Origin of the sequence: Streptomyces sp. NRRL F-6492 (genome assembly GCF_001280125.1) — a bacterium.
Taxonomy (GTDB): domain Bacteria; phylum Actinomycetota; class Actinomycetes; order Streptomycetales; family Streptomycetaceae; genus Streptomyces.
In genome coordinates this window covers 95,817-115,115 of record NZ_LGEG01000080.1, presented here as the reverse complement: position 1 = coordinate 115,115, position 19,299 = coordinate 95,817, and the positions used below count along the sequence as shown (strand labels likewise).

Sequence of the window (19,299 nt, the reverse complement as noted above, 5' to 3'; positions counted from 1 at the left end):
GGGTCGGTGCGGGGGCGCGGGCCGGGGCGGGGCGCGGGCCGGGCCGGGGGCTGTACGCGGGCCAGACCAGGGGCCGTGCGCGAGCCAGGCCGGAGGCCGTGCTTTCCGGGATCGCGTACGGCGCCGGGCCGATCCGGACGGTCGGCGGCAACGGCAACGGCAACGGCAACGGCAACGGCGACGGCAACGGCAACGGCGGCGGCCGCACGCCGATGCCTTCGTCGGCTCCCTGGAGCAGCGGCGCGCGGAAGTGTCCCGGCTCGTGCGCCGAGCGTTCGCGTGCGGAGTGGCAAGGCCCTGCCCGCCGCCGGTTCCGGGGCGGGACCGGCTGCCGCGATGGCGGGCGGTTCCGGTGCGGGCCGGTGCGGAGGGAACCGTACTCGTCCCACCGGCCTTCACCGGTCCGGGCCGCGGGCGTCCGCCCCCAGGCCCGTTCGGCTCCGCTCGGACGGACGCCCCCGGCGGCGGGTGCGCAGCGGCGCCGGGGGCGTTATCAGGCGAAACGGCCAGTTCGCGACGGTCGCAGCGGCATCGTCCGGGTTGCCGGGACACCGTCCGGACCGGCCCGGCCCCGCCACGATCCGGTGAATTACGGCAGGGCACCACACACCGTCACCATCCGTGGCTATATAAATACTATAAGTAATCGTCACTTCATCTGGCCTTACCTGGCAGATCGGCACCCCCGGAGGCTGTCATGGGGCCGCTGAACAAGATCGAGCGGCGCTTCGAGGCTTTGGTCAACGGAACCTTCGCCAAGGTCTTCAAATCCGCCGTCCAACCCATGGAATTCATCGGCGCCCTCAAACGCGAGTGCGACATCAACGCCAGGATCTGGAACCGGGACTGCGTCATCGTCCCCAACGGCTTCATCGTCGAGCTCAGTCCGGGCGATCACGAACTGCAGAGCGCGTGCCTGGTCATGCTGGGCGAGGAGCTGGTCCTGACGCTGCGCGAGTACGCCGAGGAGCAGTGCTACTCGTTCGTGGGACCCCTGAAGGTGCAGTTGCAGCGGACGGAGAACCTGAAGGCCGGGCACTTCCGCGTGCGCAGCCGGCTCGAAGTGCCGCTCGAAGTCCAGCACACCCTGCGGAGCGGTCAGCACTACCGCGCCGCGCACGCGTCGTCGGCCGGGTCCGGCAACGACAGGACCCCGCCGTGGCAGGCGCCCCCGCCCGTCCCGTACGCCGACAAGCAGGTCCTGACGGTGGAGCAGTTCGTCTCCTTCGGCATGACGTTCGCCCCGGACGGCACGCTCGTCCGTGCCGACCCGCCGAGTCCCCTCGCCCCGTCGTCCGGACCGGCCCGTCCCCCGGAGCCCGCGGCGGACCGCGCGGGCGTGACCGTCCTGCCCCGGTCCGGTCACGGACAACGCGCCCCGCGCCCCGCACCGGACGTCCGTCCCGGACCCGCCCCCGCGGAAAGCCCCGCTCCCCTTCCCGGGCGTGCCGCCCCCCGTCGGCAGACCCGGCCGCCGGCCGGGGAGAACCGCCGTCGTCGGACCGTCGACCCGGCGGACGGCCCGGCGGCCGACACACGTCCCACCCATGCGAAAGGAACCGCTGTGACCAACGATCGCGACCCCTCCGCCGACAGCCCCCCGCCCGGCAGGAGGCGGAAGGGCTCCGACGGTCCCGGCCCGACGCCGCCCGTGCCGCCCGTGCCCGGCGGCGCCGACAGGGCCCGGGGTCCCGTGCCGACGGACTCCGGAGCCGGTGCGCGAGCCGCGTACGGCGCCCTGCCGCCGCGCGGCGCGGCGGAGCACCGTCCCCCGGCCCCCCTCACGGAGCCGCCCGCGCCCCCTTCCCATCCCGTCCAGGCACACGTGCCGTACGGCGCTCCCGCCATGCCGCCGCACTACGGCCCGCCGGCGCACCACGGTCAGGGGCACTGGCCGGGGCCTGAGCGCGGCCGTGCCGGGACGCTGGGTCTCAGCGCCGCGGTCGACCTCTCCCCCGAGCGCCTGCTGCGCTCCCGGCCCGCCGACCGCCGCGGTCTCGGCCGGCTGCGCATCGGCGGCAGGAGCGCGGAGCGGGCGCACCAGCAGAAGCTGGCCATCCTCCGCACCCCCGTGACGAAGTCCTACAAGATCGCCGTCATCAGTCTCAAGGGCGGGGTCGGGAAGACGACCACCACGACCGCCCTGGGCGCCACCCTGGCCACCGAGCGCCAGGACCGGGTCGTCGCGATCGACGCCAATCCGGACGCGGGAACGCTCAGCCGGCGCGTGCGCTGCGAGACCGGCGCCACCATCCGCGACCTCGTGGCCGAGCTCCCGAACATCGACAACTACATGGCCGTGCGGCGCTTCACCTCCCAGTCCCCGAGCGGGCTCGAGATCCTCGCCAACGAGGCGGACCCCGCGCTCTCCACGGCGTTCGACGAGGAGGACTACCGGCAGGTGGTCAGCTGCCTCGGGCAGCACTACCCGATCGTCCTGACCGACTCCGGGACCGGTCTGCTGCACAGCGCGATGCGCGGCATCCTGGACTTCGCGGACCAGCTCATCGTGATCGCCACGCCCAGCGTGGACGGCGCCACCAGCGCCAGCACGACCCTGGACTGGCTGAGCGCGCACCGCTACGACGACCTCGTCCAGCGGAGCATCACCGTGATCTCCGAGGCCCGCCAGAAGAGCAAGATGGTGAAGGTGAACGACGTCGTGGACCACTTCCGCTCCCGCTGCCGGGGCGTGGTGTCGATCCCGTTCGACGAGCACCTCGCCACGGGCGCCGAGGTCGATCTGGAGCAGCTGAGGCCCCGGACCCGCGAGGCCTACTTCGACCTGGCGACGCTGGTGGCCGCGGACTTCCCCCGCACCCAGCCCGAGGCGGTGGGCTGGGGCGCCTCCTACCCCCACTCGGGTTTCAACGCGGCCAGCATGTTCGCCACCCCCGCCTGGGGCTGATCCGTCGCCACAGCGGCCGGTGGCGGATCCGCCGCCGGCCGTCGCGGCCCGACGGGGTTCAGCGCTCCCGCACGGCGGCGGGAGCGCCCGCGCCCCGGGTGTCCGGCGTCCGTTCGTCCGCCGCCCTTTCGTCCGCCATCCTTTCGTCCGCCGCCCGGCCCCGCTCCGGTTCCCCGTCGTGCGCGCGTCGCTTCGCGACGACCGCGCAGACCATCAGCTGCATCTGGTGGAAGAGCATCAGCGGGAGCACGGCGAGGGAGGCCTGGGGGCCGAAGAGGACGCTGGCCATCGGGAGCCCGGCCGCCAGGCTCTTCTTCGAGCCGGCGAACTGGATCGCGATCCGGTCGGCCCGGTCGAAGCCGAGGCGCCCGGCCCCGTACCAGGTCACCGCCAGCATCACCGCGAGCAGGACGGCCTCGACGGCGAGGAGCAGGCCGAGCCGGGCGGGGGTCACCAGGTGCCAGATGCCGGCGACCACGCCCTGGCTGAAGGCCGTGTAGACGACGAGCAGGATCGACCCCCGGTCCACGTGCCCGAGGACCTTCTTGCGGCGGACCAGGAAGCCGCCGACCCAGCGGCGCAGGAACTGGCCCGCGAGGAACGGCACGAGGAGCTGGAGGACGATCCTCAGGATCCCGTCGGCGGAGGGGCCGCCCCCGCCGCTGCCGCCGAGGAGCAGCGCCGCGAGCAGCGGCGTCAGGACGATGCCGGCGAGCGAGGAGAACGAGCCGGCACAGATCGCGGCGGGCACGTTGCCGCGGGCGATCGACGTGAAGGCGATCGAGGACTGGATGGTGGACGGCACCAGGCAGAGGAAGAGGAGACCGCCGTAGAGCTGGGGGGTGAGCACGGCGGGGACGAGTCCGCGCGCGGCGAGGCCGAGGAGCGGGAAGAGCAGGAAGGTGCAGCCGAGGACGGTGAGGTGGAGCCGCCAGTGCCTCAGGCCGTCGAGCGCCTCGCGGGTGGAGAGCCGGGCCCCGTAGAGGAAGAAGAGCAGGGCCACGGCCCCGGTCGACGCCCCTTCCACGACGGTCGCGGCGGTCCCGGAGGCGGGCAGGAGCGCGGCGAGGACGACCGTGCCGAGCAGCGCCAGGACGTACCCGTCGACGGGCAGCCGGGACAGGGGGCGGAGGAGACGGCCGGTGGTGCGGGGGGTCATGGGCTCCACTGTCTGTGCGCTGCGGCGGGTCACGGGTGCGTCCATCCTGCGCCACGGCCCGGTGATCGGGAATCCCGTACGGCGCTCTGACTGTCATCGCGCACCGCGATAACCTCGCCCCGTGTACGAGCCCACCCAGCTGCGCACCTTCCTCGCCGTGGCCCAGACGCTGAGCTTCACGCGGGCCGCGGACCGGCTCGGGCTGCGCCAGTCGACCGTCAGCCAGCACGTGCGGCGGCTTGAGGAGGCGACCGGGCGGCCGCTCTTCAGCCGGGACACGCACCGCGTGGAGCTGACCGAGGACGGCGAGGCGATGCTCGGCTTCGCGCGGACGATCCTCCAGGCGCACGAGCGGGCGGCGGCGTTCTTCGGCGGGACGCGGCTGCGCGGGCGGCTGCGGTTCGGCGCGTCGGAGGACTTCGTGACGACCCGGCTGCCGGAGATCCTGGAGTCCTTCCGGCGCGAGCACCCCGAGGTCGACCTGGAGCTGACGGTCGAGCTGTCGGGGACGCTCCAGGCCCGGCTCGCGGCCGGCCGGCTCGATCTGATCCTCGCCAAGCGGCGGGGCACGGAGAGCGGGGGCCGCCTCGTCTGGGAGGACTCCCTGGTCTGGATCGGGTCGCCGGGGCTGCGGATCGAGCCGGACCGGCCGGTGCCGCTCATCCTGTACCCGCCGCCGGGGATCACCCGGGCGCGGGCCCTGGAGGCGCTGGAGGCGCAGGGCCGGGCGTGGCGGATCGCCTGTACGAGTTCCAGTCTGAGCGCGAACGTGGCCGCGGCCCGCGCGGGGCTCGGGGTGATGGCGCACACCCGGGGCCTGGTGCCGCCGGGGCTCGTCCCGGTGCCGGCCCGGGCGGGGCTCCCGGACCTCGGCGAGGTGGGCTTCGTCCTGCGGAAGGGGCGCCGGGGCGGGGAGACGCAGGAGGCGGCCGACGCGCTCGCGGAGGCGATCCTGGCGGGCGGCGACCGGCTGCACCGCCCGCGCTGACGGAGCCTCCCGCCCGGCGCCGGGCGTCCGGCGCCCCCGCCGCCGGAGCCTCCCGCCCGGCGTCCGGCGCCCCCGCGTGAGCGGTCCGTACAGATTCCGTGGAGATTCGCGCCCGGCGGACGTACCGGGTGGTACGCAATACCCCCGCCGCGCCTCCGACTTGGCTCCTCCACCCATTCTGACCTGTGGGAACGGTGAATGTCCCGGCTTGGTGAAGGTCCTCCCGCCGGGCAGTCGGGTGGGGTACCGTCACCCGCGCCGTGCGGAGAGCGACCAACGGGCTTTTTCAGCCATCGAGCCGTCGAGGAGCAGGTCAGTGCGCGAGTTCACCGTGCCGCCCGTCGAGGCGGCGCCTCAGATCGGCGGTCTGGCGGACGCCGTGTTCGCGCACGCCGCGGCCGACCCGGACCGGATCGCCCTCGGCCGCAAGGGGCCGGACGGACAGTGGCGGGACGTGACGGCCGCCCGGTTCCGGGACGAGGTCGTGGGCCTCGCGAAGGGGCTGGTCGCGGAGGGGGTGCGGTTCGGCGACCGGGTCGCGATCATGGCCCGCACCCGGTACGAGTGGACGCTCTTCGACTTCGCCCTGTGGACGCTGGGCGCGCAGCCCGTGCCGGTCTATCCGACCTCCTCCGCCGACCAGGTCCTCTGGATGCTGCACGACGCCGAGGTCACGGCGTGCGTGGTGGAGCACGAGGACCACGCCATGACGATCGGCTCGGTGATCGACCGGCTGCCCCTGCTGCGGCGGCTGTGGCAGCTGGACGCGGGCGCGGTCGCGGAGGTGACGGCGGCGGGGGCCGGCATCGACGAGGAGGTCGTGCACCGGCACCGGCGGGCGGTGACCCCCGAGACGGTGGCGACGGTGATCTACACCTCGGGGACGACCGGCCGCCCCAAGGGCTGTGTGATCACCCACTCGCACCTGATGTTCGAGACGGACATGGTGACGGGCCGCTGGGAGTCGGTGTTCCGCTCCCGGCCGGGGGAACCGGCCTCGACGCTGCTGTTCCTGCCGCTGGCGCACGTCTTCGGGCGGATGGTGGAGGTCGCGGCGGTCCGGGGCGGGGTGAAGCTGGGGCACCAGCCCGTGATGGCGGCGGCCGAACTGCTCCCCGACCTGGCGGCCTTCCGGCCGAGCTTCGTCCTGGCCGTGCCGTACGTCTTCGAGAAGGTCTTCCACGCGGCGCGGCGCAGGGCGGAGGGCGAGGGGAGGGCGGGGCCCTTCGACAAGGCCGTGGAAGTGGCGGTGGCGTACGCGGAGGCGCTGGAGCAGAAGGCGTTCGGGCGCGGGCCGGGCCCGTCGGCGGCGCTGCGCGTGCAGCACCAGTTCTTCGAGAAGACGGTGTACGGGAAGGTCCGCGGGGCCCTGGGCGGGCGGGTCCGGCACGCGATGTCGGGCGGTTCGGCCATGGACCGCCGGCTGGGCCTCTTCTTCGCGGGCGCGGGGGTCACGGTCTTCGAGGGGTACGGGCTCACCGAGTCGTCGGCGGCGGCCACGGGGAACCCGCCCGAGCGGATCAAGTACGGCACGGTCGGGCAGCCGGTGCCGGGGACGACGGTGCACATCGCGGAGGACGGGGAGGTGTGGCTGCACGGCGGCCAGGTCTTCTCCGGCTACCTCAACGACCCCGAGTCGACCGCCGCCGTCCTCAGCGACGGGTGGCTGGCCACCGGGGACATCGGCAGCCTCGACGAGGACGGCTATCTGACGATCACCGGGCGCAAGAAGGAGATCCTGGTGACGTCGGGCGGCAAGAGCGTCGCGCCCGGGGCCCTGGAGGAGCGGGTGCGGGCGCATCCGCTGATCGCCCAGTGCATCGTCGTCGGCAACGACCGGCCGTACGTCGCGGCCCTGGTGACGATCGACCAGGAGGCGGTGGAGCACTGGCTCGCGATGCAGGGGCGGCCGCCGCTCGCCCCGGCCGAGCTGGTGCGCGACCCGGCCCTGGAGACGGAGATCCGGCGGGGCGTGGTCGCGGCGAACACCCTGGTCTCGCAGGCCGAGTCGATCCGGACCTTCCGGATCCTGGCGCACCCCTTCAGCGAGGAGCACGGGCTGCTCACCCCCTCCCTGAAGCTGAAGCGGAGGGCGATCGAGCGGGCGTACGCGACGGAGGTCGCGGCGCTGTACGGCTGAGGCGGGGGAGGTCCCGCGGGGCCGGGACGGGTCCCGTACGGCCCGGGCGGGCCCCGTACTCCGGGGACGGGAGGTCCCGCACGGCCGGAGCGGAGCCCCGCGCGGCCGGGACGGGGACGCGGCCGGACAACCGGAACGCGTCTCGCGGAATGCGGAGCGGCCCGTGATCGTTGACGCTGGGAGTACCCCGTACGACCTCACACGACGTAAGGATCTCCCTCACGTGAGCACGGACAGCAAGGTTCCCCAGGTCACCCTGAACAACGGCGTGCCGATGCCGCAGCTGGGCTTCGGCGTCTGGCAGGTGCCGGACGACGAGGCGGAGAAGGCCGTGGCGACCGCCCTGGAGGCCGGCTACCGCTCGATCGACACCGCCGCGATCTACGAGAACGAGCGGGGCACCGGCCGTGCCGTCGCCCGGTCCGGGATCGCCCGCGAGGACCTGTTCGTCACCACCAAGCTGTGGAACAGCGAGCAGGGCTACGACACGACGCTGCGCGCCTTCGACGCCTCCCTCGACAAGCTGGGCCTCGACCACGTCGACCTGTACCTGATCCACTGGCCGGTGCCGGCGAAGGACGCGTACGTCGACACGTACCGGGCCTTCGAGAAGATCCTCGCGGACGGGCGCGCCCGGGCGATCGGCGTCTCGAACTTCCTCCCGGAGCACCTGGAGCGGCTGATCGGCGAGACCTCGGTCGTGCCCGCCGTCAACCAGATCGAGCTGCACCCGCAGCTCTCCCAGCAGGCCTCGCGCGAGGCGCACGCCCGGCACGGCGTCGTGACCGAGGCGTGGTCGCCGCTCGGTCAGGGCAAGGGGCTCCTGGAGGTCCCGGCGATCGTCGCGATCGCGCAGAAGCACGGCCGGACCCCGGCGCAGGTGGTGCTGCGCTGGCACCTCCAGCTGGGGAACGTGGTGATCCCGAAGTCGGTCACCCCCTCGCGGATCGCCGAGAACATCGACGTCTTCGGCTTCGAGCTGGACGACGAGGACCTGGCCGGGATCGCCGCCCTCGACGAGAACCGGCGCCTCGGCCCGGACCCGGCGGAGTTCAGCGTCGGCGCCTGACCGTACGGGTACGGAGCGCGCCGGGGGCGCCGGGGCCGTGTCGGCGGGCCCCGGCGCCCCTCGGGGGTGGCAGACACCCCCCCCGGGCGTGCCGGGGCCGGCTACGCGGCGCCGGGGGTCCTGCGCGTGGCGACGTTCATGCGGTTCCACGCGTTGGCGGTGAGGATCAGGGCGACGAGCTGGGCGAGTTCCTTCTCCCCGAAGTGCCGGGCGGCCTCGTCGTAGACCCCGTCCGGCACTCCCCCGGGCAGCAGGGTGACGGCCTCGGTCAGTGCCAGGGCGGCCCGCTCCTTCTCGGTGTAGAGGCTCGACTCCTCCCAGGCGGGGAGCTGGTGGATGCGCTCCTCGCTCTCGCCCGCCTTGCGGGCGTCGGACGTGTGGTAGTCGAGGCAGTACGCGCAGCGGTTGATCTGGGCGGTGCGGATCTGCACCAGTTCGAGGAGGACCGGGTCGAGGCCCTCGCGGGCGGCGGCGTCGAGGGCGAGGACGGCCTTGAAGACCTTGGGGGCGACGGCGGGGAAGTCCATGCGCTGGGGTACCTGAAACGTTGTCATGCCATGACCCTACGAGCGGAAACGGCCCACGATAGGGTGCATTTCCATGGCAGAAACACGGGCCAATCGTCCGGCGCCCCCCGACTCCGCTCCCCGGCCGGGATCCGGCGCGCAGGCGCCGCCGGATCCCGGCGCGGACGTTCCGGGAGGCCCGGTCGCGGGGACCGACCTCCACCTGGAGCTGTCGGGCGGGGGAAGCCTGCGGAGCCGGCTCATGAACGCCCTGCGGGAGGCGGTCCGTTCCGGCCGGCTCGCCCCCGGCACCCGGCTGCCGCCCTACCGCGGCCTCGCCCACGACCTGGGCATCGCCCGCAACACCGTCGCCGCCGCCTACGCCGAACTGGTCGAGGAGGGCTGGCTCACCGCCCGCCAGGGCTCCGGCACCCAGGTCGCCCGGCGTGCCGCCGCCCCCTCCGGCCGGGCGTCCGGACCGCGGCGCATGACCCCGCGCCGGGTCCTGCACGACCTGATGCCCACCTCCCCCGACGCGACCGCCTTCCCCCGTACCGCCTGGCTCGCCTCCGCCCGCCGGGCCGTCGTCGCCGCCCCCCACGACGCCTTCGGGGTCGGCGATCCGCGGGGCAGGCCGGAGCTGCGGGAGGCGCTCGCGGAGTACCTGGCGCGTGCCCGGGGGGTGCGTGCCGAGCCCGACCGGATCGTGGTCTGCTCCGGTTTCGCCCACGGGCTGCGGCTGCTCGGCGGCCTCCTGGAGGGGCCGGTCGCGGTCGAGTCGTACGGGCTTGCGTTCCACCGGGGCGTCCTGGAGGAGACCGGCCGGTCCACGGTGCCGCTGACGGTCGACTCCCGGGGGGCGCACGTCGGCGAACTGTCCGGCACCCGCGCGCGGGCCGTCCTGCTCACCCCCGCGCACCAGTTCCCCACCGGCGGCCCCCTGCACCCGGAGCGCCGGGCGGCCGTCGTCGACTGGGCCCGCTCCTCGGGCGGTCTGGTGGTGGAGGACGACTACGACGGCGAGTTCCGCTACGACCGGCAGCCGGTCGGCGCCGTGCAGGGGCTCGATCCCGACCGGGTCGTCTACATCGGCTCGGCGGGCAAGAGCCTGTCGCCGGCCCTGCGGACGGGCTGGATGGTGCTGCCGGGGTGGCTCGTCGACGACGTCGTCGCCGCCAAGGGGGCGCGGGAGATGTGGGCGGGGGTCGTCGACCAGCTCACCCTGGCCGACTTCGTCGCGCACGGCGCGTACGACCGGCACCTGCGGCGCATGCGGCAGCGCTACCGGGGCCGCCGCGACCTGCTGGTGCGCACCCTCGCCGAACGCGCCCCGCACATCCGGGTCAGCGGCATCGCGGCCGGGCTGCACGCCGTGCTCGAACTCCCGGAGGGGACCGAGGAGGCGGCGCTGCGCGCGGCCAGGCGGCAGGGGCTCGCCCTCGAAGGACTGCGCCCCTACCGCCATCCCGACAGCGCGATGCCACCGCGCGACGGCCTGGTCGTCGGCTACGGCACACCGCCGGAACACGCCTTCGCGGCGGCCCTGGACGCCCTGTGCCTGGCGCTGCCCGACCCCCCGTGAGGGGGCCCGTCCGGAGCCCGTCGCCGGACTCCGGACGTAGAGTCGGGGGCGGCCCGTGGGGGGCCGGTCGCGGCCGTGGCGCCGCGTGTCCCGATCGGTCGGCGAAGAGTGAGGAGTCGGTGCGGTGAGCGGTGTGCCGGAGCTCGTGGAGGAGGGCCTCTACCGGGTGCGGAACGTGGCCAGCGGGCTGCTCCTGGAGGTGTACGAGGGGTCCTCGCGCGCGGGCGCGAAGGTGCAGCAGGGCGCCGGGAACGGAACTCCCGGGCAGCACTGGCACATCACGGCGGTGCCGAACGGCGGCGGGCTCTACCACCTGGTCAACGCGGCCAGCGGGAAACGGCTCGACGTCGCGAACGCGTCCACGGAGAACGGCGCGCGCGTCCAGCAGTGGCGGGCGAACAACTTCGGCGCGCAGGAGTGGATCATCGAGCAGGACCTCCAGTCGCCCGGCACCGTGACCCTCGTGAGTTTCGTCAGCGGGTTGTTCCTGGAGGTCGCGGACGGCTCGGAGGAGGACGGCGGGGACGTGCGGCAGTGGGAGGACACCGACTCCCCGTTCCAGTGGTGGCGGCTGGAGCCGGTGTCCTGAGCCCCCGGCCGGGTCGAGGAGCCGGCCGGGCGTCGTCTCACACCCCGGCGCGGTGCTCCTGCGGGCTGAGGCCCCGGACCCGTTTGAAGGCGGCGCTCAGGGCGAACGCGCCGCTGTAGCCGACCTGTCGGGCGACGGACTCGACGGTGGCGTCCGTCCCGCGCAGCAGGTCGGCGGCGAGCGCGAGCCGCCAGCCGGTGAGGTACGCCATCGGGGGCTCCCCGACGAGGGCGGTGAACCGGCGGGCGAGCGCGGCCCGGGACGCCCCCGTCCCCGCGGCGAGCGAGGCGACGGTCCAGGGGTGGGCGGGGTCGTCCTGGAGCAGCCGGAGCGCCCGGCCGACCACCGGGTCGCCCATCGCCCGGTACCAGGCGGGGGCTTCGGCGCCGGGGCGGGAGAACCAGGCGCGGACGGCGGAGATGAGCAGCAGGTCGAGGACCCGGTCGAGGACGGCGCTCTGGCCGGGTTCGTCGCGGGAGACCTCCTCGTCGAGGAAGGGCACGAGGGGGCAGTGCCACCCGTCGGCGGGCAGGTGGAGGAAGCCGGGCAGGGCGTCGAGGAGCCGGCGGCCGACCTCGCCGTCCATCCGGTAGGTGCCGACGAGGACGGTGGTGCCGCCGTCGGGGGCGTTGCCCCAGGTGCGGACGCCGAGCCGCATGCTCTGGTCGAGGGGCTCCCCGGTGAGGGTGGTGCAGTCGCCCCCGGGGCCGATCAGGGCGCGGGGCGGGGTGCCGGGGGCGTCGGCGACGGTGTACGGCTCGGGGCCCCGGACGACGGCGATGTCCCCGGGGCGCAGCAGGACGGGCGCGCCGGTCCCGGGGGCGATCCAGGTCTCGCCGCCGGTGACGCACATCAGGCAGAGCGGGGCGCCGTCCTCGACGCGGACGGACCACGGCGGCTCCATGACCATGCGGAGCAGGAAGGCGCCCTTGGCGCGGGGCCCGTCGAGGAGTCCGGCGAGTGGGTCCATGGTCCGCAAGCCTAGGCGAGCGCGTGAGACGCACGCGCAGGGACGTGAGACGGTGCGACATGGGCCCGCGGGCCCGTGGGCGGGAGTCTTGGGCCATGACGACGCACACGCGGAACACACAGACGGTCCTGGTGACGAGCGCCTCCGGCAAGACCGGGCGGCGCGTGGCCGAACGGCTCGCGGCGCGCGGGGCGACGGTCCGCGCCGGGTCCCGTACCGGCACGACCCGCTTCGACTGGGAGGACCCGGCGACCTGGGCGCCGGCGCTGCGGGGCGCGGACGCCGCGTACGTGGCCTACTACCCCGACCTGGCCGCCCCCGGCGCGGTGGAGGCGATGGAGGCCTTCGGCCGGCTGGCCGCGGAGCACGGGGTGCGGCGGATCACGCTCCTCTCCGGGCGCGGGGAGCCCACGGCCGTGGCGGCGGAGGACGCCCTCCGTACGGCGGCCGCCGGGGAGGGGGACGGGGCCGGGGCCGGACTGACCGTCGTACGGGCCTCGTTCTTCGCGCAGAACTTCTCCGAGGGGTTGCTCGCGCAGGGGGTCGCGGAGGGCGAGGTCGTCTTCCCGGCCGGGGACACGGCCGAGCCGTTCATCGACGTGGACGACCTGGCGGACGTCGTCGTGGAGACCCTGGCGGCGGACGGTCACGCGGGTCTGGTGCACGAGGTGACCGGGCCGCGCCCGGTGGGCTTCGCGGAGGTGGCGGCGGAGATCGCGCGCGCCTCGGGCCGCCCGGTGGTCTACCGGGCGGTGCCGGAGGCCGCCTACGCGGACCTGCTCACCGGCTTCGGGCTGCCGGCCGCCGAGGCGGCCTGGCTCGCGGCCCTGTTCACGACGCTCCTCGACGGCCACAACTCCTCGGCCACGGACGGGGTGAAGCGGGTCCTGGGCCGCGAGCCGCGCTCCTTCGCCGCGTTCGCGTCGGAGACGTGGGGCGGGGGCGCGTCCTAGGGCGTGTGTCTGCGGCGGCGTCCTCGCGGATCCGGTCGGCGCGGGAGGGGCCGGGGTCAGCTCCGCCTGACGAAGGAGGCCAGCCGGTAGCGGGGGTCGGGGCGGCGGCGGTCCTGGTCCGGCAGGGCGGCCAGGGCGGCGGCGAGCGCGTCGGCGACGGCCGGGTCGCCGCGGAACCAGGAGGCGAAGTAGCCCGCGCGCAGCTTCCGTACGGTGTCGCGCGGGGTGCTGCCCTGGCCGTGGCCGGTGAAGCGGGCGCCGGGGGCGGGGGCGAGGCCGTGGGCGGCGGCGTACCGGGCGATCAGGTCGGCGCGGTCGGAGGCCTCCCCGGTCGAGCGGTGGGGGCGCAGGACCGCGTCGACGTCGCTGCCGACGTCGTGGGCCGCGTCCTTGTCGACGGTGGTGATCAGGACCCCGCCGGGCCGCAGGACGCGGGCGGCCTCGGCGACCACGTCCGCCGCGAAGGGGACGAGGTGGAGCAGCCAGACCGCGCAGACCGCGTCGAGGGAGGCGTCGGGCAGCGGAAGGCGCCGGGCGTCGGCGCGCACGGCCCGGCCCGGCACCCGCCCGGCGGCGACCCGCAGCATCGCGTGCGCGGCGTCGGCCCCGTACACGCGCAGGCCGGGGCGGACGAGCCGCTCGGTGACGAGGCCGGTGCCGCAGGCCAGGTCGAGCAGGGTGCGGGCGCCGGGCGGCACGAGCCGCAGGACGGCCTCGGCCGCCGCCCCGGCCCGGGGCGCGCCGCCCCGGGTGCGGTCGTAGTGCGCTGCCTCGGCCTCGTAGTCGAGCACGGTCTCCGCCATGGCGGAGATCCTACGGGCCCCGCCGGGCCGGCGGCGGGTCAGCGGGCGCCGTGGCCGGGGGCGATCCGCTCGACGCGTTCGGCCAGTTCGAAGTCCTTTCCGGTGAGGGCGCCGCCCGCGGAGTGGGTGTGCACGGAGAGGGCGACGGAGTCGTATCCGAGGGTCAGGTCGGAGTGGTGGTCCAGCTCCTGCTGGATCTGTGCCACGTGGACGACGAGGGCGGTCGCCGCGAAGTGGTCGCCGAGCCGGTAGGCGCGGGTGAGGCGGTCGTCCTCGACGGACCAGCCGGGGAGTTCCCTCAGACGGTCCTCGATCTCCTTCTGGGACAGCGGTTCTGCGGGCACGGCGGTGCTCCCTCCGGTCGGGCTGCGCGGGCGGCACGGATGACGGGCGGACGGTCGGGGTGCGCGGGGGTTCCGGGGAAAGGTACCCGGGCTCCCCCTCTGGGATACCGTCTGGCCATGACGACTGTCGCGAGCGACACGGGAGTGGGGCCGCTGCTGCGCGAATGGCGGGAGCGGCGCCGGCTGAGCCAGTTGGAGCTGGCGCTGCGCGCGGGCTCCTCGGCGCGGCACGTCTCGTTCGTGGAGACGGGCCGTTCGCGGCCGAGCGAGGAGATGGTCCTGCGGCTCGCCGAGCACCTGGAGGTGCCGGTGCGGGACCGGAACGCGCTGCTGCTCGCCGCCGGTTACGCCCCCCGGTACACGGAGTCGCCGCTCGACGCCCCGCGCCTGGAGGCGCTCCGGGAGGGCGTCGAGCGGCTGCTGAGGGGGTACGAGCCGTATCCGGCGCTCGTGGTGGACGGCTCGTACACGGTGGTGGCGGCCAACCGGGGCGTGCGGCTGCTGCTCGACGGGCTGCCCGAGCACCTGCTGACCCCGCCGCTGAACACGATGCGGATCGCCCTGCACCCGGAGGGCCTGGCGGCCCGGATCCGGAACCTGCGGGAGTGGCGGGGCCATCTGCTGTCCCAGATGGGGCGTCAGATCGCCCTGGCCCGTTCGGAGTCGCTGCGCGCGCTGTACGAGGAGGTGGCGGCGTATCCGCTGCCCGCCGGGTCGGTGGACGAGCCGGAGGAGGAGGATCCGTATCCGTACTTCGCGCTGCCGATGCGGATCGAGCACGAGGGGCGGGTGCTGTCGTTCGTGTCGTCGATCTCGACGTTCAACACCCCGATGGACGTGACGGTCGCCGAGCTGGCCATCGAGACGCTGATCCCGGCGGACCCGGAGACGGCCGCCCGTCTGCGGGAGCTCGCGGAGGCCGACGAGGAGTCCGCTAGCGGCTGACGGCCCGCAGGGCGGTCCACTGGAGCACGGCGAATCCGGCGACGGTGGCCGCCTGGAGCGGTGTCCACACCAGGCCGGCGGTGGTCGGCTCCAGCCAGGCCAGCAGGGCGACGACGCTCAGGACGGCCCACAGGAGGTTGGCGTCGACGACGAGCTTCACGGCGGGCGCCGGGGGCTGCGGGCGGCTCGCGAGCCGGGCGACCCCGGCCGCGAACACGACCAGGAACAGGCCGAGTCCGAGCAGCAGGCCCGCGTCGATCCCGAGGAGTTCGCCGAGGGGGCGGGAGGCGACGGCGTAGGCGAGGCCGTTGGCCCCGGTGACGGCGGCGTCGAGGGCGAGGAAGCGGCGCACCGCCGTGTGCGGGCGGGCGGCGCGGGCGGGACCGGCGGACAGGCCCTGGGACATGGCGGATCACCTTCCGGGGACGTACGTGCTGGTGGTGGGCCCGGAGCCCGGACGGAGTGCGCCGCCCGGGTTCCGGTGCTCACGAGCATGCCGGGCGGCGGGCGGGGGGTCGATGACGTGGGAGGTAATGCGGCGGGCGCCGGGGGCCGTGCCGTACGCGGCCGGGCGCTCCCGAACAAGGGCGCGAGGCCGGTCTCGGGGCGCGGTGGAGGGCGGTGGGGCGGGCGGTTTCGGGGCCCGGGCCGGACGCGGGTCCGGCGGACCGGCCGGGGGCCGGTGTCCCGGTCGGCCGAGGGCGTCGGATCGTCCTCGTGCCTCCGGGCACCGGTCCGCGCGTCGGATGTCGCCGTGGCCCGCGCCGGGCCGTTCCCGGGTGTCAGCGGACGGGTTCGCTCCGGGACGCGGGGGGTTCCTGAGCGGGGGTGGGCGCCGGGGCGCCGGGTTCGGGCGCGGCGCGGTCGGCGCGCTGGGCCCGGGAGGCCTCGGCACGCATCAGGGCGTGGAGGACGGCGAACGGATCGACGGGCATGGCGGAGCTCCTCGCGGTGCGAAGGGATGATGGGGGGACTGCCGGGGCGCGAGGGCCGCTCAGCAGCGCATCACCACGCACCGGAGCGCGTCCCCGCGCGGGGCGGGCACGGGGGCGGAGAGCGGGTTCCGGCGGTGTCCCGGGCGCGCGGCGGGTCGCGGCCGGGGCCCGGTGGGGCGCAGGCCGGTGCGGTGCCGTCGCGTACGGCCGGGGAACGCGGTGTCGGCGGCCTGGTCGTGGGTCTCGCCGACCGGGTCGGAGGCCGGTGCGGCGGCCGCGGCGGGGAGCGGGGAGGTGCCGGAGGGCGGGGCCGGGGCCCCGGTGCCGAACAGCGCGGCGAGCACGAGCAGGAGGACGACCCAGCGGTGGCGGCCCGGACGCGCCCGGCGGCCCGCCGGGGCGGCGGGCGCTGCGGTCGGCTCGGGCGCGGGGCTCACGGAGATCCGTACTGCCCCGCACGGGTCCCGGCGCGGCGCCCGTGGCCCGAGATCCGCCCGGGCGGCCTACGCGCGACGCCCGGGATTCACCGCCCCGGCGGTCACGGGCGGATCGGCGCTCGCGGCCCCGGCAGCCGGATCAGCGCTTCTCGTCCCGCACGGCCGGTCCGTGGGCCGGGTCGCGGACAGGGCCTTCGGCCGGGTCGTGCACCGAGCCGTCGGCCGGAGGGCGCGGGCCCGGCCGTTCCGGGGCCGGCGGGGCCTCCACCGCCTCCGGGGGCTCCACGGGTACCTGCGGGCCCGAGGACTCCCGCAGCCAGCGGCGCAGTACCCGGTGGACCTGTTCCGCGCCGAACAGCTCCTCCCCCTCCCCCGCCGGCGGCGAGAGTTCCGGCGGTGAGAGCAGGAAGGGGTGCGACTGCTCGCCGCCGAGGCCGCCGTGCGAGCCGATCTGCTCCTCGAAGGCGTGCACGGCGCCGGTCTCCGGGTCGTACATGGAGTTGACCATGATGTCCGCGACGTGCGGGAAGCCGTCCGTGCGCCGCACGGCCCGCGCCGCGCCCCGCCCGAACACGGCCAGCGGCCCGTCGTCGGTCAGCTCGGCGACCGGGACCTCGGTCCCGTCCCCGGCCAGGACCACCGAGCCGTGCTCGGCGCTCGCCACGAGGACGAAGCCGACGCCCGGGTGGTGGGCGAGGGTGCGGAGCAGGGCCGGGTGGCGCCGGTCGATCTCCTCCCGGGTCATCCGGTGCGGCACGTCGGGGAAGGAGACGAGCCCGAGGTTGCCGGAGGCGAGGACCACCGGTTCGGAGGGCTTGGCGGGCAGCTCGCGCGCCGTCTCGTCGCCCTCGTCGACCGGGCGGTGCAGCGCGCTGCGCAGCGCGTCCCTGGCCGCGTCCCGCGCCTCCGAACCGGAGCGGGTGCGCCGTACCCGGCGCGGCACGGGCAGCCCGCACCCGGCCCTGACCAGGTCCTTGAGCGTCAGGCCGTACACCGCCTCGAAGGTCTCGCCGGGGCTCTGCCCGTGGTCGGAGAGGAGCACGATCCGGTAGGGGCGCGGGGCGTGTCCGGCGACGTCCGCGATCAGCGCGATCGAGCGGTCGAGGCTGCGCAGCACCTGCTCGGCGTCCCGGCCGTGCGGGCCGGAGTGGTGGGCCACCTCGTCGTACGCCACGAGGTCGGCGTAGACGGCGGTCCGTCCCGCCAGCATGTCCCCCATCACGGCCGAGACCACCACGTCCCGCTCCAGGACGGTCGCGAAGGCGCGGACGAGGGGGTACGTGCCGCCGCGCGAGAGCCTCGGGGTCTCGTGGCGCAGGCGCGCCCGCGCGGACTGGCACACCTCGCGGACGCACTCGGTGACGAACGACCCGGCGGTGCGGACCGCGTTGGCCGGGTCGGAGAAGTACGCGAAGTAGCCGGCCCGGGAGCGGTTGCGCCGGCCGCGCCGGGCGGCCACCGACAGGACGAGGGCGACCTGTTCGGCGCCGCCGCTGAAGAGGTTGCCCCGGGAGGCCCCGTCGAAGGTGAGGAGTCCGCCGTCGCCGGTGCGCCGCACCGCCCGCCGCTGGAGCTCGACGGCGCCGGCCGGGCGGTTCGACACCATGATCCGGCCGGTGTCCTTCTCGTACCAGCGGAAGGCGGGCACGTCCTCGTTGGAGCCGTGCAGGATGCCGAGCTGGCTGGCGCCGGTCTGGCTGGACCAGTCGGTGTGCCAGGGGGTGAGCCGGTGGCCGGCCGCCAGCCAGGCGGCGACGGTCGGCATGAGGCCGCCGGCGACGGCGTCGCGCAGCACGCGGTGGCCGACGCCGTCGAGCTGGAGGAAGACGGTGCCGGGGACGGTCTCCGTCGAGTCGCCGGGGTCGCGGGGCCGGGTGCGGCCGGTGAGCCGGTAGAGGCGGCTCCGGTAGGCGTCGTCGTCGCGGACGGCGAGGCCCGTGGAGGTGGCGGAGGCGACGGCGGACATGACGGCCGCGACCACGACGGCGGTCTCGGGGTCGGCGGCGCCGCGCCCGTCGGGGGTGACCCAGAGCGCGACGAGCAGCAGCGAGCCGTTGAGGAAGAAGCCGAGCAGGCCGAGGACGAGGGCCGGGACGAGCAGCAGGGCCCGGACGAGGAGCGGCCACACGAGGGCGCCGAGCAGGCCGAAGGCGCCCGCCGCCCAGGCGGCGGTGATCGCGGTGCGGGTGAGGCTGTCCCCGTCGGGGGACTGGAGCTGGAAGTCGGGGAGCAGCCCCGCGAGGAGGAGCAGGGTGAGCGTGGACACCGCCCACACCACGATCACGCGCCCCAGCGCGCGCCCGGTGGACCTCCAGCGCCCCGCGGACCGCCGGTCTCCCGGCGGCCGCCCGCTTCCGGCGGACCCCCGGCGGTCGGCGCCACCCCCTCGCCCGTCACCCACGCCCGCCTCGCCCTTCGTCCGTTCTCCGACCCCAGCCTGTCACAAGGCCCACGGCGGGAGGGGAGGGGAACGGGTGGCGGGGCGCGGAGGAGCGTCTCAGGAGCCGTGGTACCCGGCGGTGGGCATCGAGAGCCGCCGGTGCACCCCGGCCCTGGCCGCCGTGTCGTACACCGGCTCCTCGGGGCAGACCGTCTCCAGGCGCACCCCGCGCCGCTCGCACTCGGCGCGGAAGCCGGTCACGGAGGTCAGCGCGCGGGCCAGGACCCGTTCGCTGGCCGCGACGAAGAGGTCGACCGCGCCCGCCTCCACGTCCGCCCACAGCGCCTCGTGGTCGGGCCGGATGCCGTAGAACAGCAACTGGCTGGCGATCACGTACCCCCGGTCCTCGGCCCAGCGCGCGCACACCGCGTGCTGGCCGCGCGTGTCGACGAGGAAGGGTTCGCTGTCGAGCTCTTCGAGCGGGGTGAGGCTGGCGATCGCCGCCACCCGAACGTCGTCCATGGAGGGACCCTACTGCGCGAAGGAGCGGGCGAACATCCTCCGGGGCGCGCTCCGGACATCTACCCTCGT

General features: G+C 75.4%; 18 protein-coding genes. 8 read left to right on the top strand and 10 right to left on the bottom strand.

Annotation, left to right across the window (positions count from 1 at the left end; all coding sequences use genetic code 11):
• The first annotated feature begins 697 nt into the window (after positions 1-697).
• Positions 698-2,908: an FhaA domain-containing protein gene (locus ADL08_RS09355; protein ID WP_053641604.1), complete on the top strand. Its 2,211-nt coding sequence runs from the start codon at positions 698-700 to the stop codon at positions 2,906-2,908.
• A 58-nt stretch (positions 2,909-2,966) separates the two neighbouring features.
• On the opposite strand, the gene ADL08_RS09350 is transcribed toward ADL08_RS09355, so the two are convergent.
• A complete protein-coding gene (locus tag ADL08_RS09350; RefSeq protein WP_053641603.1) occupies positions 2,967-4,067 on the bottom strand; it encodes a bile acid:sodium symporter family protein in 1,101 nt (366 codons plus the stop codon).
• 121 nt (positions 4,068-4,188) lie between these two features.
• Here ADL08_RS09350 and ADL08_RS09345 point away from each other — a divergent pair, with 121 nt between their 5' ends.
• The 3 genes from ADL08_RS09345 (at position 4,189) to ADL08_RS09335 (ending at position 8,264) form a co-directional block, all read left to right on the top strand.
• A complete protein-coding gene (locus tag ADL08_RS09345) occupies positions 4,189-5,055 on the top strand; it encodes a LysR substrate-binding domain-containing protein (protein ID WP_053641602.1) in 867 nt (288 codons plus the stop codon).
• A gap of 316 nt (positions 5,056-5,371) precedes the next feature.
• Positions 5,372-7,195, top strand: a complete 1,824-nt coding sequence (locus ADL08_RS09340) for an AMP-dependent synthetase/ligase (RefSeq protein WP_053641601.1) — start codon at positions 5,372-5,374, stop codon at positions 7,193-7,195.
• Positions 7,196-7,469: 274 nt separating this feature from the next.
• Positions 7,470-8,264, top strand: a complete 795-nt coding sequence (locus ADL08_RS09335; protein ID WP_053641614.1) for an aldo/keto reductase — start codon at positions 7,470-7,472, stop codon at positions 8,262-8,264.
• A 101-nt stretch (positions 8,265-8,365) separates the two neighbouring features.
• Here ADL08_RS09335 and ADL08_RS09330 read toward each other — a convergent pair whose 3' ends face one another.
• Complete coding sequence (locus tag ADL08_RS09330) at positions 8,366-8,818, bottom strand: carboxymuconolactone decarboxylase family protein (protein ID WP_234352066.1); 453 nt, start codon at positions 8,816-8,818, stop codon at positions 8,366-8,368.
• Positions 8,819-8,864: 46 nt separating this feature from the next.
• On the opposite strand from ADL08_RS09330, the gene ADL08_RS09325 reads away from it, so the two are divergent.
• Positions 8,865-10,352: a PLP-dependent aminotransferase family protein gene (locus ADL08_RS09325; protein WP_078968258.1), complete on the top strand. Its 1,488-nt coding sequence runs from the start codon at positions 8,865-8,867 to the stop codon at positions 10,350-10,352.
• Positions 10,353-10,476: 124 nt separating this feature from the next.
• Complete coding sequence (locus ADL08_RS09320) at positions 10,477-10,941, top strand: RICIN domain-containing protein (protein ID WP_053641599.1); 465 nt, start codon at positions 10,477-10,479, stop codon at positions 10,939-10,941.
• A gap of 37 nt (positions 10,942-10,978) precedes the next feature.
• Here the strand turns inward: ADL08_RS09320 and ADL08_RS09315 are convergent, their stop codons facing one another.
• Positions 10,979-11,911, bottom strand: a complete 933-nt coding sequence (locus ADL08_RS09315; RefSeq protein ID WP_053641598.1) for an AraC family transcriptional regulator — start codon at positions 11,909-11,911, stop codon at positions 10,979-10,981.
• Positions 11,912-12,006: 95 nt separating this feature from the next.
• On the opposite strand from ADL08_RS09315, the gene ADL08_RS09310 reads away from it, so the two are divergent.
• The gene (locus ADL08_RS09310) at positions 12,007-12,864 is read left to right on the top strand and encodes an NmrA family transcriptional regulator (protein WP_053641597.1); all 858 of its coding nucleotides are present in this window, start codon (positions 12,007-12,009) and stop codon (positions 12,862-12,864) included.
• 56 nt (positions 12,865-12,920) lie between these two features.
• Here ADL08_RS09310 and ADL08_RS09305 read toward each other — a convergent pair whose 3' ends face one another.
• Together ADL08_RS09305 and ADL08_RS09300 are read right to left on the bottom strand one after the other, a co-directional pair.
• Positions 12,921-13,655 carry a class I SAM-dependent methyltransferase gene (locus ADL08_RS09305; RefSeq protein WP_053641612.1) on the bottom strand — a complete coding sequence of 245 codons (735 nt, stop codon included), beginning with the start codon at positions 13,653-13,655 and terminating at the stop codon, positions 12,921-12,923.
• Positions 13,656-13,705: 50 nt separating this feature from the next.
• Entirely contained in the window at positions 13,706-14,011 is a 306-nt protein-coding gene (locus tag ADL08_RS09300; protein ID WP_053641596.1) for a 4a-hydroxytetrahydrobiopterin dehydratase, read from the bottom strand.
• Positions 14,012-14,128: 117 nt separating this feature from the next.
• Here ADL08_RS09300 and ADL08_RS09295 point away from each other — a divergent pair, with 117 nt between their 5' ends.
• On the top strand, positions 14,129-14,956 hold the full coding sequence (locus ADL08_RS09295; protein ID WP_053641595.1) for a helix-turn-helix domain-containing protein: 828 nt from the start codon (positions 14,129-14,131) through the stop codon (positions 14,954-14,956).
• On the opposite strand, the gene ADL08_RS09290 is transcribed toward ADL08_RS09295, so the two are convergent.
• The 5 genes from ADL08_RS09290 to ADL08_RS09275 form a co-directional block, all read right to left on the bottom strand.
• Entirely contained in the window at positions 14,946-15,362 is a 417-nt protein-coding gene (locus tag ADL08_RS09290) for a hypothetical protein (RefSeq protein ID WP_053641594.1), read from the bottom strand. The two genes, ADL08_RS09295 and ADL08_RS09290, sit on opposite strands and share 11 nt — an antisense overlap.
• Before the next feature lie 376 nt (positions 15,363-15,738).
• Entirely contained in the window at positions 15,739-15,891 is a 153-nt protein-coding gene (locus ADL08_RS37125) for a hypothetical protein (protein ID WP_159043095.1), read from the bottom strand.
• Positions 15,892-15,950: 59 nt separating this feature from the next.
• On the bottom strand, positions 15,951-16,328 hold the full coding sequence (locus ADL08_RS09285) for a hypothetical protein (RefSeq protein WP_053641593.1): 378 nt from the start codon (positions 16,326-16,328) through the stop codon (positions 15,951-15,953).
• Between the two features lie 139 nt (positions 16,329-16,467).
• Positions 16,468-18,603, bottom strand: a complete 2,136-nt coding sequence (locus tag ADL08_RS09280; RefSeq protein ID WP_234352069.1) for a phage holin family protein — start codon at positions 18,601-18,603, stop codon at positions 16,468-16,470.
• A gap of 222 nt (positions 18,604-18,825) precedes the next feature.
• Positions 18,826-19,230 carry a recombinase family protein gene (locus tag ADL08_RS09275; RefSeq protein WP_053641592.1) on the bottom strand — a complete coding sequence of 135 codons (405 nt, stop codon included), beginning with the start codon at positions 19,228-19,230 and terminating at the stop codon, positions 18,826-18,828.
• Between the last annotated feature and the right edge of the window lie 69 nt (positions 19,231-19,299).

Excerpts from the sequence above, each read along its gene's own strand:
- ADL08_RS09355 (WP_053641604.1), top strand. The coding sequence starts at position 698 with ATGGGGCCGCTGAACAAGATCGAGCGGCGCTTCGAGGCTTTGGTCAAC.
- ADL08_RS09350 (WP_053641603.1), bottom strand. The coding sequence starts at position 4,067 with ATGACCCCCCGCACCACCGGCCGTCTCCTCCGCCCCCTGTCCCGGCTG.
- ADL08_RS09335 (WP_053641614.1), top strand. The coding sequence starts at position 7,470 with ATGCCGCAGCTGGGCTTCGGCGTCTGGCAGGTGCCGGACGACGAGGCG.
- ADL08_RS09330 (WP_234352066.1), bottom strand. The coding sequence starts at position 8,818 with ATGACAACGTTTCAGGTACCCCAGCGCATGGACTTCCCCGCCGTCGCC.
- ADL08_RS09325 (WP_078968258.1), top strand. The coding sequence starts at position 8,865 with ATGGCAGAAACACGGGCCAATCGTCCGGCGCCCCCCGACTCCGCTCCC.
- ADL08_RS09315 (WP_053641598.1), bottom strand. The coding sequence starts at position 11,911 with ATGGACCCACTCGCCGGACTCCTCGACGGGCCCCGCGCCAAGGGCGCC.
- ADL08_RS09310 (WP_053641597.1), top strand. The coding sequence starts at position 12,007 with ATGACGACGCACACGCGGAACACACAGACGGTCCTGGTGACGAGCGCC.
- ADL08_RS09295 (WP_053641595.1), top strand. The coding sequence starts at position 14,129 with ATGACGACTGTCGCGAGCGACACGGGAGTGGGGCCGCTGCTGCGCGAA.
- ADL08_RS09290 (WP_053641594.1), bottom strand. The coding sequence starts at position 15,362 with ATGTCCCAGGGCCTGTCCGCCGGTCCCGCCCGCGCCGCCCGCCCGCAC.
- ADL08_RS37125 (WP_159043095.1), bottom strand. The coding sequence starts at position 15,891 with ATGCCCGTCGATCCGTTCGCCGTCCTCCACGCCCTGATGCGTGCCGAG.
- ADL08_RS09275 (WP_053641592.1), bottom strand. The coding sequence starts at position 19,230 with ATGGACGACGTTCGGGTGGCGGCGATCGCCAGCCTCACCCCGCTCGAA.